The following is a 17,839-nucleotide window of genomic DNA, read 5'->3' as shown; positions in this document are numbered from 1 at the left end:
CATAAATAAAAAAGGAAAATTTGCAGTTCAAATTTTCCTTTTTTGCATTGTTATATATTCCTCTTCATTAACTCCCCAACCTGCGTCGCAACATACTCAATATCATTATCAATTTCATCCAATACGTAAGATTCCAAAATGCCCATGACAGCTGTTCCTAAAAATTTTAAAACGATGTGTGTATCAATGTTTTTATTTACTGACGTATTCGTGTTTAGTTTTTTCGCTAGTTCCCCCATGATGAACGTTAGGAACTTTTTCTGAAACGATAATGTGCTGTTGCTTCTAAATAACGATGCGAAAAATGGTTTGTGTTCTTTGAAGTATTCAAACCATATGACAGTTCCTTCTATATAGCCTTTTGTTTGTTTTATATCGCATATTTCTCTTAATTGATTTAAATGGTCGTCCACAATTTTGTCTAATAAATTGTATTTATCTAGGTAGTGTAGGTAGAAAGTTTTTCTGCCGATGTTTGCTTTTTCTGTAATGTTTTTTACTGTAATTTCATCAAAGCCATCTTCAATTAACATTTCGATAAATGCGGATTGAATGGCGTTTTGTGATTTTATAATTCTTCTATCGATTTTCTCCATATAATGTTCCTCCGTTATTGATACACATATTTCGTTATGTGTGTATTATCACCCAAATGCGCAAATGTGGTCATTGAAACAAGTGGTTGCTCGCTTTATTATAAATATACACGTGAGTATTAACTCTCACAAGTGTAAATTTAAAATACAGTAAGGGTGGTTTTATATATGGCAGTTACGAAGAGAAATGTACGTTTTTATGCAAGAGGATTACAAGTTGCAGGTATTTTAAATATTCCTGTAGGTGCTGAGGAAAAGAAACAAAATGCAGCGATTGTTTGTGTGCATCCAGGTAGTAGCTGTAAAGATCAAACAGCAGGATTATATGCGGAGAAATTAGCAGAACGAGGTTATGTTACGCTTGCGTTTGATGCATCGTATCAAGGTGAAAGTGAAGGGGCACCGAGATATATGGAAGAACCAGCTGCGCGCGTTGAAGATATTCGCTCAGCAGTGGATTATGTAACTACTCTCCCTTATGTAGATGAAGAACGCATCGGTGTGTTAGGGGTTTGTGCAGGCGGTGGTTATGCGGTAAATGCCGCAATGACAGAGCGCCGTATTAAAGCAGTTGGCACAGTTGTTGGTGCAAATATTGGGCGATTAAACCGTGAAGCTGATCCGATTGGGGTGTTAGAGGCGATTGGTAAACAACGTACTGCTGAAGCGCGCGGAGCAGAGGCAATGATTACAAACTGGATTCCTAAAAATCAGGAGGAATTAAAGGTAGCAAGTATGACGGATATAGATATTGTAGAAGCAGTTGAGTACTATACAACACCGCGAGGGCAAAGTGTTAACTCTCCAAATAAGTTAAATTTTACGAGCATGGGATCGGTAATTGGTTTTGATGCGTTCCATTTAGCAGATACATTATTAACACAGCCGTTACAAATTATTGTCGGCAGCAAGCAAGGCGCATTCGGTTCTTATAAAGATGGTCATGAGTTGTATGAGAAAGCAGCTTCAGAGAAAAAAGATTTACTTGTTGTGAAAGGTGCGAGTCATTACGATTTATACGACCAACCAGAACCAGTAAAAATTGCAGTTGAAAAATTAACAAGTTTCTATAACGAAAATCTGTAAAAGTAATTTTGTTTTGAATTGCGCCTCTAATTGCTAGATTTGCATCTAGCAGTTAGAGGTTTTTATTGTAAAGATTGCTGTGCTTAATATTTACGTTAAACGTGCATAACAAGATATAATAGAAGAAATTAAGAAGGAGGCTATCTGTGAAGAATTTTCGTTATTTCAATATATTTACTATTTTAATTGTATACACACTACTCATGTTTTACATCGGCTGGAACGGTTGGGTTTGGCTCAGTGCGGTGTTTGGCTGGGAATCTTGGGGATATTACGCTTTCGTAGTCGGTTTTATTTCATATGCGTACATTCTCGTGCAAGTGTTTAAGTTTTTGCCATTTCTACGAACAATAGGTTCAATTTGGTTTGCGGTCATACAATACGCGCTTATGTTGTTACCACTTGCTGATATTACAGTTTTCCTTCTACAGTTTGGGGTGGAGAAAGAGACCGCAATTATTTGGACAGGAACGGCCGTGTTACTTGCGTTCATCTTCATTTTTGCATATGGAGTATTCAACGCATATAGCCCAGTAGTAAGAAAATATGAGGTGCACATCCCGAAAAAAGTAGAGGGACGTAAAAGCTTACGCATTGCGATGGCTTCGGATATGCATTTTGGTAAATTATCTGGCGTTTCGCATTTGAAAAGACTTGTCCGTCATGTAAATGAGATGGAGCCTGATATTATTTTACTGCCAGGAGATATTATCGATGATCATCCAGGTGTGTTCATTCAAAAAAATATGGGGCCAATTATGAAACAAATGAAGGCTCCATTAGGCGTATATGGTGTGTTAGGAAACCACGAATATTACGGACGAGCGGTTCCGGAATTTTTACAAGAGATGGATAAGATTGATATTCGTATTCTGTTAGATGAAGTGATTACAATTGAAGATCATTTTTATATCGTTGGAAGAAGAGATAAAACAGAGCGAGATCGCCAAAGTTTTGAAAGTTTAATGAGTACGGTAGATAAATCCATGCCAGTTATCGCAATGGATCACCAACCATTTGAGTTGAAACAAGCAGCGGATGCTGGCGTCGATTTACTATTATCCGGTCACACGCACCGCGGACAAATGGCGCCGAATCATATTGTAACGAGAAGAATGTACGAACTAGATTGGGGATACGCACAAAAAGGTGCATTCCACGCGATTGTTTCTTCTGGTTTCGGATTCTGGGGACCACCGCTTCGACTTGGAAGTAGGTCGGAGATTGTACAGGTGGAAGTTACGTTTGAATAGTGTTATAAAATTTTACTTATTTAGAAGTAGAATCACATACGCATTAAGCTGAAAATTTCATCCGTTACTAGCATTTGAAGTGTAAAAAGAGGATTATACATGACTAATATGTATAATCCTTTTTTGTTTCGCAACCGCGCCCTTTACTTAAATAAAATTTCAATTAGTTGTAGTGGATGTGCATTAATTAGTCCATGGACAATAATAATTGCCCATACTTTGCGATAACGTACCCACAAATATCCGAGGAATAGACCTACGATACCAAGGTTCACAATAACTGTAGCTGTATCAATATCCCAATGACCAGAGCCATGTAATGCGATATGCCAGCTCGCCCATAACAATGATGTAAGAAGAATAGCCGGCCAAGTGCCTATTAATAATTCCAAACGTGTTTGCAACCAAACCCTATAAAAAAACTCTTCCAGTACACTATTTATAAGAAAGCCTACAAGTAAAATTAATATTAAAACTATGGGTTCCATTTTAGCCGAAACAAATGGTGTAGAGAATGTAGAAAAGAAGTTGAAGTACCCCCATATTATAATGACAATAAGTGGTGTAAAACGATACCATTTATGATTTTCTATTGATTTCATAGATTTCAGTCTCTCTTTTTGGGGATTACTTTTATAAAACAAAAGAAGCATGAATGGGGTGAATAATAATAAAATGATTTTAAATATCATAAACCAAAATTGTAATGCCATCCCTTCAAAGTTCGTGGTGAGAAGACTAATTGTGAAGAGGGATCCGCTCAAGAACAAGACAATAGCTTGAATCATGATGCGCCTTTGTTCAAACTGTTGAAGAGGATTATAGTTTTTATGATGAGACGGTAAGAAACGGATAAGGAGTATACCGATCATAACAGGGACCCACTTGTGCCAAAAAGGCATCGTGTCCTTATGATCTCCACTATAACGAATATTTGTTTCGCCAATCCATATAAGCCAAAGGGATGAAAGCAAAATGACAAGTACACATAATCCACCAATTAACTGCCCTATTTTTGGAAAATAACTGTCCATAGATTCCCGACCTTTCGTACTATAACTGTAAAACTAGTTTTTTCTAAAATCATACGTGTCCGTCTCTACATGTAATTTATGTTTATTAATCATCACTGTATGATCGTCTAACCATTGTACAGTTGCATCTTCTTCACGATAATTCCAGTATAGATTTTTCGTGTTCATAAATTTTTTATTATTTGCTACAAGCTCTCCTCTTATAGCAAAGCTAGTCGTTGCGCCGCCATTATGCCTGTATATATGTAAAGTATACGTTGTATCTGGTGAGTGGATAGATTGAATCTTTTCACCGCCTGAAACCCCAGATAAAGTGAAGAATTTCCAATATCCTAAACTAATTAATAAAATAATGATGAATAGAATGGTGAAGAAAACCTTTTTCATGTTTCCCCTCTTTCCCTTAACGGCCATACTTGTATTAAATCAAAGAAGAATAAAACTGGCAATATTATCCTTTTTATCGCCGGAATATGTACGTTTCTATTTCTAGCGTCCTGTTCACGATTTGGAATGAAAGTCCCCATATTTTTCAATAAAAAAAGGCTCCATATAAGGAGCACTCAATAAAAAATGAATTAAAAGAAATAACAGAAATAACAGAAATAACAGACATGTATAATATACAATATTAAAAACTAAACATCAATATATTTAGATTTGATATTTATATTGATGTTGATTTCATAAAAGAGGTACGATTATAAGACTAGGCTGAAATAAAGGGGGATTATAAGTGATCATATCAGATGTACTATACGGTGAGTTTGAAGTAGATCGAGTAGTAGAAGAATTAATTTTAAGTAAGTCTGTGCAAAGGCTGAAAGGTATTCATCAAGCCGGTGCAAGTTATTTAATGAACGAGAAATGGAATGTAACGCGCTTTGATCATTCAGTTGGCGTTATGTTGTTAATTAAGAAACTTGGTGGTTCAGTAGAAGAACAAATTGCTGGTTTACTGCATGACGTATCACATACTGCTTTTTCCCACGTGATTGATTACGTTTTTCATAATGAGGATGAAAGTTATCATGAGGAGATATTTAGTTCTGTTGTGAAAAACTCAGAAATTCCAGCGATTCTTTCAAAGTATGGTTATAACTATGAAGATATTTTGTTAGATGATTCGAAGTGGACGTTACTGGAAAGGTCAGCACCAGAATTATGTGCAGACAGAGTGGATTATACGTTACGAGATATGTATACATATGGGTATATTCCGTTAGAAGAAGTTCACAGTTTTTTAGAGGATGTCGTCGCTGTAGATGGGAAAATGGTTCTTCAAAGTATCGAAATGGCTGAGTGGTTTACAGAAACGTATTACAAAGAAGTAATCGATTTCTTTATGAAGCCAATGAATATTTACGGAAATGATATGTTAGCGAAAACGTTAAAGTTAGCTCTTCATAAAAAGGTTATTCATGCAGATGATTTTCTTCTTGAAGATGATGAGCTAATTTCGAAATTGAAGCAATGTAGTGAGCCAGAAGTAGATGCTTTATTAAGCAAAGTTCATCCGAATGTAAAAGTAAAAGAAGATAGAAACGATTATGATTTGTATCAGAAAAATAAAGTTCGTCTTATTAATCCTCTATTACTTCGTGAAGGGGAAGTTGTTCCATCGTCTGTTGTGTCAGAACGAATAAAACAGATGAGTGAGGTCGCTTATGAAAAAGCGGTGAGAGGGATGTATGTGAAAGTGATTTCGGATTAAAAAAGGAGAGCATCACTTTGCTCTCCTTTTTCTCATTAATAATCAAACCAATTCCAAACCTCAATATCTCCAAGAGTCGCATAACGCACGTGCGGTGAGTTTTGTAATTTTAATAACTCTTTCGACGGACCAGTAATGACAATGCCGTATACTTTTACACCGTTATCTTTTACATACTGATAGCGCTTATCTAAGTTCAGATCTTTTTCACGAGTCCGAGTAGCTTCACTCACAGTTTTTTTATATTCAGAAAGAATGCGCATCATTTCAATTACTTCATCTTCTTTTGTCTTCGGTTGTTCTGCTTCACTATCAGGAAGATCTATATGTTCTTGAAATCCGATAACCTCTCCGCTATGCAAGATAAAATCGTCTTCATTTATTCTCTCTTGTCCTGTGTCTAAAGCGTACCATATAGGAGTTGGCGGCATTTCTTGTGCTTCAAATGCGCTATATAGAATTGATTCTAATTCTTGTAAAGCGTAAGGTTTGTCAAACGATAGCGCTACTTCTGCAACGGTTCCCTCATGTACCTTTCCAAGTGTATCCCACACTTTTTTAGATGATTCTTTCAAAGAAGCATCTTCCTTGATTTTTGGATGAACAAAGGAAAGTTTTTTTGAATAGGCTCTGTTTTCCCAAGATTGATTTGTGACAGTTACAGATGATAAGAAACTACTCATTGTTACTGTACCAATTGGAAATTCTTTTTTGCCGATTGTTTTATATAAATTCATTTCAGTCTCTGTACGGAAGAAGGGTTTAACCTTCGTATTTCCTCCAGCGGAACGACTATTTGGCATTGTTGCTTCTAGTGCGAGTGCTGGTATATCATCCACTTTCCGGAAGTTTTTCATTTCGTTCGAATAGAAGTAAAAGGAAGATGAAAAATGACCAATAAAATAGATTGCTATACAAACAGCAAGGACAAAACTAACGGTTTGCCAACGCTGTTTCCATTTTATTTTCCAAAATGAGATTTTAAGATTTTGTGGTGGTAGTCTTTTCTTTATCGGTTCACTCTTCGAAAGCAACTCATCTAAGTAAGCTTCACACTTTTCACATGTTTCAATATGATTTTCTAACAGCTCCTGTTCATCATGCGTAAGTGTTCCATTTTCGTACTTCTTCCATAGTTTTTTAAACTTTGTACAACCCATCCCTATCACTCCTTTATGCTTTTCGTTTCTTTTCGTCCCCGGTGTAATTCAATTTTTACTTTCGCTAGTGAGAGACCAGTCATTTCGGCTATTTCCTTATACGAGAATTCGTAGTAATCTCGTAGTAGTAACACATTGCGTCTTTCAAGAGGAAGAGCAGATAAACTGTCTAACCAACTAGCAATCTCGTGTTTTACGAAATAAGAGTGCTCTGTACTTGGTACGTTTGGTAAATGGAATTCTGCAATTGTCGTTGTTTTATATCTTTTTTCTTTTCGATACCAATCGATAAAGGCGTTGTAGGCAATCGTAAATAACCAAGGCCTAATTTCTTCTCCTTTATAATAGTCAATATGGACGAGCATTCGATAAAATGTTTCTTGCATGAGATCTTCCGCGTAGTGGGAATCTCCGGTTAGGGAGAGAAGATAGCGAAATAAATCTTGCATATGTTCGGAGTAAATTTCTTCTAATGATTGTTTGCGTTTCACTACATTTCCCTCCCTTCATACATAACAACGAAATACATATAAAAAAGTTACAATTTTTCATGGAATTATAGTAAAAAACGTCAAGAATTGGATAGGATTCTCTTTTATCATAATACATATAAGGCGGGTGAACAGAGATGGAAAGCTATGAGACACAAATTCAAAGGTCAATTGATTATATTGAAGAAGATGTAATGGAAAAACAGACGCTGCGTAATTTAGCGCGTATTGCAGGTTTTTCTGAGTCGCATTTTCATCGTGTATTTCAGGCGTTAGTAGGTGATACAGTAATGGAGTATGTTCGAAAGAGGAGGTTAGCTCGGGCAGCTTATCAACTTTCTCATACGGATGAAAAAGTTATTGATATTGCATTTGAGCATGGCTTTCAATCTCATGAAACGTTCACGAGAGCCTTTAAAAAAATATTTCAAATGACACCGAGTGAATATCGAAAACAAGAAATTGAAACACCGATGTATTACAGCGTGAATGTAAAGCAAAGAAAATTAAATCCGTATTTAGGAGGCATACAAATGGAATATCGTATTGTAAATAAACCAGAATTTTTAGTGGCGGGTTATGAGCTGAAGACGACAAGTAAAGAAGGGAAAAACCATCAAGACATCCCAGCATTTTGGCAAGAATATTTACAGAAAGATCTTGGAACGACAATTCCGAATCGTAAAGATACGAGCCAATGGGTAGAGCTTGGATTATGTACTGATTTTAATTTAGAAACAGGGGACTTCACTTATATAATTGGAATGGAAGTTACAGGATTTGAAAATGTACCAAATGGAGTTGCGAAGCGTACTTTCCCAGCAGCGACATATGCTGTATTTACAACGCCGAAAGTTCCTCATGACGAAATGGTATCGTCTATCCACCAAACGTGGAATGCGGTATTTTCAGAATGGTTCCCGCATTCAGGATACGAACATTGCGGCGTTAATGAATTTGAACTATACGATGAGCGTTCCCATGCAGATAAAAGTGAGTTCGCTCAAATTGAACTTTGGATACCGGTGAAGAAGAAATAATAGAAAGAAAAGCGAGCCACTGAGTGGTTCGCTTTTCTTTCATATAGGTTGCTATATTTGATGATTTTTGTCGGTAAGTCGATATATCTTGAAAACCGCGGATATATTTTGAGTTGCTCCGATATATTTGAAAAATCACCGATATAATTTCACTTACCTCTGAACTCCGCCAAAAAAAAGACGCCACATAGCGTCTTTTCTACGAATGAAACGGGAACACAAGTATAATCGTTGTTCCTTTTCCAAGTTCGCTATCAATAGAAATCGTTCCGTTATGAGCATGAACGAGCTGTTTCGTAATGGCGAGGCCAAGCCCCGTTCCGATGTTGCTTTCTTCTGTATTTGTTCCTCTGTAATATCGCTCAAATAGAAGTTCTTTCGTTTTGTCATCCATTCCTTTTCCATTATCTGAAATAGAGAGTGTAAATGAAGTAGCGTTTTGGGAAAGTTTTACGCTCACATTTGTCGTTTCATTATTATGTTTTACAGCGTTTACGAGTAAGTTTTCGATAATACGCTGGAACCATTTTTCTTCAATGAAATATTGAATTTTATTTGAGCTCGGTACGAATTCAATATTTTGATTTTGAAGTGTCGGATTATTAATAAATTGTAATAATACTTTTTGGACGAATTGATTCATTTCAATGTTTACGTGCTGCGCAGGAAGACTGTTATTTTTTAATTGATACGTTAAGCTTAAGTCATCGATTAATGTCGTCATATATTGAGATTTCTCTTTCATAACGCTGCCGAATTGTTGAATGTCGCGATCAGTCCAGTTGTACTGCTGTGATTCTAGTAATAATGCGTAGCCATATATAGAACTAAGTGGTGTTTTTAAATCGTGCGTTAGACCGGTAATCCATTCTTCACGTGTTTGCTGCAGTACTTGCCTCATTGCATCATTTTTTTTGAGTGTAATAGAAAGATGCTCTAGTGAATTTGTTACATCACTAAATAAGCGGAATGACCATTTTTCTTTCCCAGATCGCCGGAACCTGACAGGTTTCCCTTTTTTACTAACAGGTTCTTCGTACTTTCCACCAGCGATGTTTTTAAGCCAGCGCATCGCATGGAGTAACGGTTTTCCAAATTTATTACCGTACCAAATAGAAAGAATGACTAAATAAACAAATACGATAAGAAGGATTAATCCGCATCCGATTAGAAACTTTTTAGTAAATACATCGTCTATTTCATCATCTGGATAGTAGTACTCATTTTTGGCAGTTACAACAAGAAGATGATTGCTATTTGTTTCGTAAAAGCTAGACGTGTTTTCTTTATGATTCCACGGTTCCTTTTCGCTAAGAGCAGCTTGTATGGCAGAAAACGTTTTTTTCTTTCCAGCTGGATAGGAGAATACTTCTTCGCCATCACTATTAAAGATTTGAAGTGCTGCTTTTTCTTTAGAAAGTAACTGTTTTTCTTCTTCTGTTAATGTGAACGAATCCGTAGATACAGACGGGTGCTCTTTCTGGATTGTTTTCAGTAATACATTGCTTTTTAACATACCGCCGTATATAACAAGTACGTTCTTTTCTTCTAGTTCAATTTCCCAATATGTAAATGTATAAGGGCTTTCTATATGATTCTGTATATACGAGAATAAAGATGTTTTCGTATAAGATGTCGGTACGTCAATCGGCGTATTAAAGTGATAGAGAACTTTTCCGTTTTCCGCTACAACTTGAATCCAATCATTTTTTTCTTTAATTAGGTCTTTTACTTCAGCTTTTAACGAAATATCGCCATCTTCTGAAGAGATATATTTTGAAATCATAAAATTATCAGCATCTGGAATATTCGGTTCGTATGAAGTACTAGTAACAAGGAAAATTAAATAAGTGAAAGCAGCTACTACAGCAAGCAGTAATGTAACTAAAACAAATACGTGTTGCATGATAAACTGGATAATAAGTCGTTTATTAAAATTCATATCGTCACCCTACTTTGTAATGAACTTATAGCCAAGTCCTCGAACGGTTTTTATATATTCTGGTTTACTTGGGTCTTGTTCAATTTTTTCACGTAGTTTTCGAATGTGAACCATAACGGTATTATCATCGCCATTATAGGCAGGTGCTCCCCAAACTTTTTCGTATATTTCTTCTTTCGAAAATACGTAGTTCGGATTCTCGCAAAAGAAGAGTAGTAGCTGAAATAGCTGGGCGGAACATTCGACAACATGTCCACCTACTGTAAGCTCTGCGGAATATCGATCAATTTCAAATCTACCAAATGAACTGAAGTTTGCTTTTTGTTCGTGTGGTACTGCTTGTTTCATATGTCTTCGGAGTTGTGCTTTCATACGAGCGACTACTTCAAGTGGATTAAATGGCTTCGTAATATAATCATCTGCACCGTGTGAAAATCCAGATATTTTATCTAAATCAGATGTTTTGGCTGTGAGGAAGAAAATAGGACAATCGGTTTTTTGGCGAATGATTGGACAAATATCAAAACCAGATTGTCCAGGAAGCATGACATCTAAAATAATTAAATCGTAATCGTTTTGCTCGGTGAGAGATAAAGCTATTTCAGCGGATGTTGCAGTTGTAATATGAGAAAAACCTTCTTTTTCAAGAATGGTAGTTAGTAATTGTAAAATTGCTGTTTCATCATCAACGAGCAAAATATTTGCTTCATACATAAAAATCCCTCCTAATTTCCTCGAATATCATATCATCTTTCTGTAACTTATGGAATTTTTAAGGAAATTTTAAGGTTTTCTTTCGCAAAAAATTAAGAATCAAATGATATGATAAAAGTAACATAGGGGAGGAGAAGAGTGTGAATCCGTTTCAAACGATGCGAGCTAGATATTTTTTAATTGTATTTGCACTATTAACTTTAGTTGCAAGAGTCAGTAATGAATTGATAGAAAATACATTTCATATGCAAAATTCTGCTTTTATAAATATTCTTATATTCTACATCCTTCCGATTACATGGATTTTTTATGAGTATAGAAAACACCGTGTTTCCTTTTCATTATTTGTTAATAAAAATGAAACATTTAACCTGGTGCAAGTTTTATACATTGCGATTATGTTATGCGTATTTAGTTACGGGTATCTTATTTTGTACATGTATAGCTTTGCGTGGATTACACCGGAATTTATTATGAACGCATTACGTGAACCGATTATAGATAGTACAGGGGGCTATGTATATCAAGTTATTATGGTCGTATTCATCGCACCAATTATTGGTGAATTTGTTTTTCGCGGATTTTTACTGCAACGCTTTGCAGCAAAATGGGGAACGAGTATAGCGATCATTGTAGTAGCGATGTTGTTTGCGTTGCTACATGTTGATTTCCTAGGCGCAGTTGTATTTAGCGTTGTACTATCGATCGTATATATTCGTACGAATAGTTTACTCATGCCAATTGCTATTCACATGTTAAACAATGCATTTGTAATCGGTGCTTCTTTTCTAATAAATAAAGAAGAGATAATGAGTTTTGCAGATTTCTCAAATTATACGACGTTCTTTCCAGGACTAATTATTTTTATAACGGGATTAAACTTAGTACTCATCTTTTTATTTGTTAACCGCAAATATTGGAGTAAAGAAATGCCAGCTATATATGTAGAGCAAGAAAAGAGTTTTTCAGATGTAGTGGGGGATAAAGTGAAACTATAATTAGCCATCATCAATCTGGCGTTTACGGACAGCTCGACTCTGACCTAACTTCTTTGCTCCAACTGAATTTTGATGTGGGAGTTTTACTGCCCGCAAATAGCGGGATAAATGAGATGAATAAGGCAATTGAAAGGGATGTATAAAATTATATGAATGAAACAATATCATCAAATAAGTTTTTTTATTTGATTTTGCTTAGTATTGTGCTGATAACGACAGTCAATGTTATTCTTCGCTGGGAGGAAGCTTATTTCTTTATGTATTTAGCACTCCATTTGTTAGGAATATTATGTATAAGCGGCGGAATAGTTGCTGAAAAAAAGAGTGAAGAAAGCATTAATTATATGTGTGTGACCGGTCTAATTTTACTTTTAGCTGTACAAGGTATTATGAAATATAGTTCTTTTTCTTTACAAGATTTTAGTCTATTGATGGATGTACTTCCTTAAGGGGGCACGTTATGTTATGTAAGAAGCAAATAGGATACGTACTAGTTTTAATTGGATTTTTTACGCTTATTGTAACGACGTTATTTTTTCAGGACTATGAATATATACGCTATATAAAAGGCGCTGGTTTCATATGTTGGGTTGTAAGTATATTTCTTATCCCAGATTATGAACCGAAGAAAGTGTCTAAAGGTAGGTAAAACTCTTCTTTTTGTAGAAGAGTTTTTTTATATAACTAGAAGGCTCTCGAGCAATTCGCGTAATAAGCTTGTTCTAATTTAGCATGTACGAACTTACAATAATAATAGACAGGCAGCATAGAGGAGGGAATAGCGTGAGGAAGGTTATTGGGTGGTCGCTTTTTTTGTACGTTGGGTTTGCATTGCTTATATATTGGTATTTATTTGGATGGAATCATGAACTTATTCCGGACATGTATAAAGGAACGAGTGCAGATCCAGAAACGTTTATGAATGCAAGAGAGCTTACGCTAAGCCAAGATTATTCGCGCGTGAAAAATTTACTGTACTTTTTAGCGACGCCTCTTGAATGGATTATTTTATTATTTGTACTTGTGCTCGGTGTTTCAAGAAAGTTTGAGAAATGGTCGAAGGAAACGACGAAAATAAGTGTCCTGCAAGTTGCGATTTATTTCTTTTATTTATCACTACTCACAACAGTTCTTGCCCTGCCGATGCAATGGATTAGCCGAAAAGTGTCCGTTGATTATGGCATTTCAACGCAAAGTACACAAAGCTGGATAAAAGATCACGTTATCGGTTTTTGGGAAAGTTATGCGACGATGTTAATTGTAGTTGCCGTTCTTCTATGGCTTATCCGTAAATTTCCGAAGAGATGGTGGCTAGCAGGATGGGCACTCTCTGTTCCATTTACAATCTTTTTAACATTCATACAGCCTGTCGTTATTGATCCACTGTATAACGACTTCTCGACGCTGCAAAATAAAGAATTAGAAACGAAAATTTTAGCGATAGCAGATAAAGCTGATATTCCAGCTAAACATGTATATGAAGTAAATATGTCGGAAAAAACGAATGCGTTAAATGCATATGTAACAGGAATTGGCCCTAACGCCCGTATTGTAATGTGGGATACAACGCTTAAGCAATTAAAAGATAAAGAGATTTTATTTATAATGGCCCATGAAATGGGACATTATGTTATGAAACATATATATTGGGGCGTAGCGAGTTATATGTTGCTATCGTTTATAGGGATGTATCTCATTAGCCGTATTATAAATATGTGTATTCGAAAATGGGGAGGTACGCTGCAAATTTCAAAAGTAGCATGTTTTTCAATTTTACCTTTATTTTTCTTAATTTCTTCTGTATTCTCTTTTGCATCACAACCAGCAACAAACTACGTTTCACGAATAGAAGAACGAGCGGCAGATCAATATGCTTTAAATATGACGAAAGATGGAAAATCTGGTGTGAGAACGTTTCAATATTTATCAAAAACAAGCTTAAGCCAAGTGAATCCACCTGCGTTAGTAAAATTTTTCTTATACACACATCCACCGATTTTCGAAAGAATTCATACGTTTGAACAATATGAGAAACAAAAAAACAAGAAGTAGCGATTATGCTACTTCTTTTTTATAGAAATATAAGTTTGGTATTGGGAATATTTATCATTGCTTTTTATTGTGATTTTGTAAATAATAAGCTATAAAATTCTAAAAATCTATATATAAAGGAATAAAGGTGAAAAAATGTATTTTTTAAAAAATTTAAAAGTGAAATATAAATTATTATCGCTTATTTCATTAGCAGTATTGAGCATGGTAATTATGAGCTGCGTAGCAATTAATTCTATTAACAAGATTAAGCATGATACAGAGGTTGTAGTAGATGATTATCAACATTCTGTAGTTTTATTAGAAGGAATGCTTCGTACACAAAATTCACTAGAGTATAACTTACTAGAATTAATTACAGCGTCACCAAATGAGGGGACAAATAAAGAGGGGATTATTGGTAATATTGAAAAGGATCTTGAAAAATATGATTCTTTATTAAAAGAATATGATGATGGCTTCAATTTAAGTAAGCAAGAGGATGAACTGTTTCAGAAGATGAAGAAATCTTTGCCAAGTTATATGGAGACATATAAGAAGTTGTTTGACAAAGCGAAGGGAACAAATGAATCTCAAATGGTAAACGAATTTCATAAGGAATTAAAACCGAAGGGAGTAGAGTTAGCTAGTTATGCTGTAGATCTAGAAGCGTATGTTTCAAATTTAGCTGACCAAGTATTTAAAGATTCTCAAAAAATGATAGATCGGTCCGTTATTACTTTTATCATTCTTGTAGTAGTTACTACAATCATTATATGTATAGTAAGCTATATTATTAGCAAGCTTATAGTTGCTCCTTTACAAACGGTTAGTCGTATGATGGAAAGAGCAAAAGAAGGAGATTTAACTGTACATGGTGAGTATAATGCTAAAGATGAATTAGGTGTATTAGTAAGTGATTTTAACGAAATGATTGCAGGGCTAAGAACGAATATGCAAGAAATAGAGAATAATATTCAGCTTTTATTCCAACATGCAGACGGAGTAGTATCTGCATCGGAAGTATCTAGTGGTGCAGCGAAGAAAATCACTATAGATATTGAAGAAGTTGCAAATGGCGCAGAGAGTCAAATGCAAGCAATGGAGCAAACTGCGGGTGCGATGGAAGAGTTGACACAAGGAATGCAGAGCATAGTGAATACATCATCCTCTGTAAATGAATTGTCTGCTCAATCAGCATTAGATGCAGAGAGTGGTAACAAATTAATGAAACAAATGATTCAACAGATGGATACAATCCAAAATTCAGTACATAGCGGTGTGAAACAAGTAGAGACTATGAAAGAACAATCAGAAGAAATTGTTAAAATCATTGATGTTATGCAAGGTATTACCTCTCAGATTAACTTATTAGCATTAAACGCCGCAATTGAGGCTGCACGTGCTGGGGAAAGTGGTAGAGGATTTGCAATTGTGGCAGATGAAGTAAGAAAATTAGCAGAACAATCTAGTGATTCTGCAAAACAAATTGAGAAGCTTATTACTCAAGTTATGGGAACAACGAACCATACGGTACATATGATGGGGAAAGTAGATAATGAGGTACAGGCAGGTACACAAGTAGTAATGCATACAGAAAAAGTATTTGGAAAAATTACAGAAAAAGTACAGCAAGTATCTGAGCAAATTCAAACGGTATCTATGTCTACAGATGAAATTGCAGCGAGTAGTGAAGAGATTTCGGCTTCTGCAGAAGACATGGCTCAAATTTCCCAAAGATCATCTGACCGAACTGATAGGGTAAAAGAGTCTATTCAACAGCAAGAAAAATCTGTTCAAGAGATCTCGGTTTCAATTGAACATATGCATAATGCAGCCGGAGGATTAAAACAAATAGTTGCCCAATTTACTCTTCAAAAGTAGTAGTATATTTAAGTTTTAATATGGAAAAATTCTTCTCAATGAATAAAAAGATCATCCTATGTAAAAAAGGATGATTTTTTTATGGGAATTTTGTGCGGGTACTATTTTGTATATTCTAATTTTTTACAATTTTCCAATTCTAATATATAATAATACGTAATGTTTTGGAGATTTTTCGTTTGTAAAAGGTAGGTTATAGGAGGAGAGAAAGGGTGTTCAATAAAAAATCAATGCCGGCTATAAAAATGATCCTTTCGATGTCTATTTTCGGATCAATTGGATTTTTTTCTGTTCAAACAGGTTTACCGTCTTTTGAATTAGTATTCGTTCGTTGCATTTGTGCGACTATATTTTTAGCATTATGTTGGCTCGTAACAGGACAGTATAAAAGTGAGAAATGGAATAAAAAAGAAGTAATGCAAATATTAGCATGCGGTGTATTTCTCGTTTTTAACTGGGTATTTTTATTTAAAGCGTTTGAAGTGATGTCGATTACAATTGCGATTTCAGTTTATCATCTTGCACCCATTATCGTATTAATGATTGGTAGTATTGTATTTAAAGAAAGGCTTACAGTGTTTGCGGTTATGTCCATTGTCATTTGTTTTATCGGTACCGTTTTAGTAGCTGGAATAGATGGAAGTCTATCGCTCGAAAAACTGATGTCGTCTGGAATGGTATGGGCACTTCTTGCAGCTTTATTTTATGCTTTTACTACTTTATTAGGAAAAGGAATTCAGCATACGAGCGCATATGCAATGACCTTTTTACAAACATTTTTAGGTATATTTTTATTGCTACCATTCGTAGATTTTGGCAAGTTTCAAGGGTTAACAGAGATGAACTGGATGATGATCACAGCGACAGGACTTATACATACGGGATTTGTATATTACTTATTTTTTGACAGTTTAAGAGGTTTATCGACGAGATTAATTTCTGTATTGGTGTTTTTAGATCCTGCGGTTGCAATCCTATTAGATACAGTGTTTACAGGATTTAGACCAACTAGTATGCAAGTAGTAGGGATTGTTCTTATATTTGTAGGAATGGCATTTACTTTTCGAAAAACAAAGGACGAAAAAATAGCGGTAAAAGAAAGTTTGTATTCTTAATTGTAAATAATTAGGTGTATTCTATTGGAAATTTTTTTATTTTTTGTACAATATAAAAGATAGGAAAATAAAGGAAAAGGTAGATGAGAGAGATGAAAAAGCTAGTAAAGGTAGCGACATCGTTAACTTTAATGGGAGGAATATTTGTAGGTGCAAATGGCGTGTCTGCAAATACAGATGTTATCGAAAAATCTGGTCCTAATATTATGATAGAGTTTGATGATGTAACAACAGGTCATTGGGCATATGATGAAATTACGAATTTAGTATATCATCGCATTATGTATGGGTATGGAAATGGTAAGTTTGGGACAGAAGATAATATAACACGCGAACAGGCGGCGGCAGTATTACATCGTGCACTTCATTTAAAGCGTAGTGTGTTTAATGAAAATCCATATGGAGATATTAGTGGGAAATCGACAATGTTTCCTTACGAAATTTTACATTTAACGAATATTGGTATTTTTAAAGGAGATGAAAATGGAAATTTCCGTCCGAAAGATACACTGACTCGTGCAGAATTAGCACAAATTTTAACGAAAGCATATGAGTTGAAAACAAAGAGTCCACATACATTTACAGATATACCAGAAAACCATTGGGCAAGAGATGCAATTAGCGCATTACAGTCTAATAATGTAGCGGTAGGAACGGGAAATGGCAAGTTCGAGCCTGAAATGCTCGTTACACGCGGGCAATTTGCGAAGTTTTTACAACGATCAATTGATAATTCTCCAGGGAAAATGGAATAGATAAAGAGAAAGCTCATAATTTGTAG

At 35.2% G+C, this 17,839-nt stretch carries 18 protein-coding genes and 1 pseudogene; 12 read left to right on the top strand and 7 right to left on the bottom strand.

Annotated features, from left to right (window positions below):
- Window positions 1-50: 50 nt before the first annotated feature.
- Window positions 51-596, bottom strand: coding sequence for a TetR/AcrR family transcriptional regulator (locus DN393_RS05525; RefSeq protein ID WP_088047861.1), 546 nt, complete (start codon window positions 594-596; stop codon window positions 51-53).
- Between the two features lie 168 nt (window positions 597-764).
- Between DN393_RS05525 and DN393_RS05520 the strand changes: the two genes are divergently transcribed.
- Both DN393_RS05520 and DN393_RS05515 read left to right on the top strand, forming a co-directional pair.
- Window positions 765-1,682, top strand: a complete 918-nt coding sequence (locus DN393_RS05520; RefSeq protein WP_149173351.1) for an alpha/beta hydrolase — start codon at window positions 765-767, stop codon at window positions 1,680-1,682.
- A 146-nt stretch (window positions 1,683-1,828) separates the two neighbouring features.
- Window positions 1,829-2,935: a metallophosphoesterase gene (locus DN393_RS05515; protein ID WP_149173350.1), complete on the top strand. Its 1,107-nt coding sequence runs from the start codon at window positions 1,829-1,831 to the stop codon at window positions 2,933-2,935.
- A gap of 143 nt (window positions 2,936-3,078) precedes the next feature.
- Here DN393_RS05515 and DN393_RS05510 read toward each other — a convergent pair whose 3' ends face one another.
- Together DN393_RS05510 and DN393_RS05505 are read right to left on the bottom strand one after the other, a co-directional pair.
- The gene (locus DN393_RS05510) at window positions 3,079-3,969 is read right to left on the bottom strand and encodes a type II CAAX endopeptidase family protein (RefSeq protein ID WP_149173349.1); all 891 of its coding nucleotides are present in this window, start codon (window positions 3,967-3,969) and stop codon (window positions 3,079-3,081) included.
- A 33-nt stretch (window positions 3,970-4,002) separates the two neighbouring features.
- The gene (locus tag DN393_RS05505) at window positions 4,003-4,356 is read right to left on the bottom strand and encodes a DUF5412 family protein (RefSeq protein ID WP_149173348.1); all 354 of its coding nucleotides are present in this window, start codon (window positions 4,354-4,356) and stop codon (window positions 4,003-4,005) included.
- Window positions 4,357-4,705: 349 nt separating this feature from the next.
- Here DN393_RS05505 and DN393_RS05500 point away from each other — a divergent pair, with 349 nt between their 5' ends.
- Window positions 4,706-5,683, top strand: coding sequence for an HD domain-containing protein (locus tag DN393_RS05500; RefSeq protein ID WP_088047856.1), 978 nt, complete (start codon window positions 4,706-4,708; stop codon window positions 5,681-5,683).
- Between the two features lie 35 nt (window positions 5,684-5,718).
- Here the strand turns inward: DN393_RS05500 and DN393_RS05495 are convergent, their stop codons facing one another.
- Complete coding sequence (locus DN393_RS05495; protein WP_088047855.1) at window positions 5,719-6,843, bottom strand: anti-sigma factor; 1,125 nt, start codon at window positions 6,841-6,843, stop codon at window positions 5,719-5,721.
- Between the two features lie 5 nt (window positions 6,844-6,848).
- Window positions 6,849-7,334: an RNA polymerase sigma factor gene (locus DN393_RS05490; protein ID WP_064476859.1), complete on the bottom strand. Its 486-nt coding sequence runs from the start codon at window positions 7,332-7,334 to the stop codon at window positions 6,849-6,851.
- Window positions 7,335-7,471: 137 nt separating this feature from the next.
- On the opposite strand from DN393_RS05490, the gene DN393_RS05480 reads away from it, so the two are divergent.
- Window positions 7,472-8,374, top strand: a complete 903-nt coding sequence (locus DN393_RS05480) for an AraC family transcriptional regulator (RefSeq protein ID WP_088047854.1) — start codon at window positions 7,472-7,474, stop codon at window positions 8,372-8,374.
- A gap of 199 nt (window positions 8,375-8,573) precedes the next feature.
- Here the strand turns inward: DN393_RS05480 and DN393_RS05475 are convergent, their stop codons facing one another.
- A complete protein-coding gene (locus DN393_RS05475) occupies window positions 8,574-10,316 on the bottom strand; it encodes a sensor histidine kinase (RefSeq protein WP_098111241.1) in 1,743 nt (580 codons plus the stop codon).
- A gap of 9 nt (window positions 10,317-10,325) precedes the next feature.
- On the bottom strand, window positions 10,326-11,030 hold the full coding sequence (locus tag DN393_RS05470) for a response regulator transcription factor (RefSeq protein ID WP_149173347.1): 705 nt from the start codon (window positions 11,028-11,030) through the stop codon (window positions 10,326-10,328).
- 140 nt (window positions 11,031-11,170) lie between these two features.
- Here DN393_RS05470 and DN393_RS05465 point away from each other — a divergent pair, with 140 nt between their 5' ends.
- The 8 genes and pseudogenes from DN393_RS05465 to DN393_RS05435 all read left to right on the top strand — a co-directional run bounded on the left by DN393_RS05465 (window position 11,171) and on the right by DN393_RS05435 (window position 17,813).
- Window positions 11,171-12,028: a CPBP family intramembrane glutamic endopeptidase gene (locus tag DN393_RS05465; RefSeq protein ID WP_064476855.1), complete on the top strand. Its 858-nt coding sequence runs from the start codon at window positions 11,171-11,173 to the stop codon at window positions 12,026-12,028.
- Between the two features lie 149 nt (window positions 12,029-12,177).
- Complete coding sequence (locus tag DN393_RS05460; RefSeq protein WP_064476854.1) at window positions 12,178-12,477, top strand: hypothetical protein; 300 nt, start codon at window positions 12,178-12,180, stop codon at window positions 12,475-12,477.
- Between the two features lie 11 nt (window positions 12,478-12,488).
- Entirely contained in the window at window positions 12,489-12,677 is a 189-nt protein-coding gene (locus DN393_RS05455) for a hypothetical protein (protein WP_064476853.1), read from the top strand.
- 134 nt (window positions 12,678-12,811) lie between these two features.
- Complete coding sequence (locus DN393_RS05450) at window positions 12,812-14,080, top strand: M48 family metallopeptidase (RefSeq protein ID WP_142387420.1); 1,269 nt, start codon at window positions 12,812-12,814, stop codon at window positions 14,078-14,080.
- A gap of 135 nt (window positions 14,081-14,215) precedes the next feature.
- Window positions 14,216-14,995, top strand: a pseudogene (locus tag DN393_RS32600) (MCP four helix bundle domain-containing protein); the annotation flags it as partial.
- Entirely contained in the window at window positions 14,990-15,943 is a 954-nt protein-coding gene (locus DN393_RS32595; protein ID WP_412678090.1) for a methyl-accepting chemotaxis protein, read from the top strand. The pseudogene DN393_RS32600 and the gene DN393_RS32595, both read left to right, overlap by 6 nt.
- A 212-nt stretch (window positions 15,944-16,155) precedes the next feature.
- Window positions 16,156-17,058, top strand: a complete 903-nt coding sequence (locus tag DN393_RS05440) for a DMT family transporter (RefSeq protein WP_064476850.1) — start codon at window positions 16,156-16,158, stop codon at window positions 17,056-17,058.
- An 83-nt stretch (window positions 17,059-17,141) separates the two neighbouring features.
- A complete protein-coding gene (locus DN393_RS05435) occupies window positions 17,142-17,813 on the top strand; it encodes an S-layer homology domain-containing protein (RefSeq protein ID WP_064476849.1) in 672 nt (223 codons plus the stop codon).
- Window positions 17,814-17,839 lie beyond the last annotated feature (26 nt).

It is taken from the genome of Bacillus sp. BPN334 (genome assembly GCF_008368885.1).
Taxonomy (GTDB): Bacteria; Bacillota; Bacilli; order Bacillales; family Bacillaceae_G; genus Bacillus_A; species Bacillus_A wiedmannii.
Note: the sequence above shows the minus strand (reverse complement) of the source record. Positions and strands in the feature narration are given on the sequence as shown.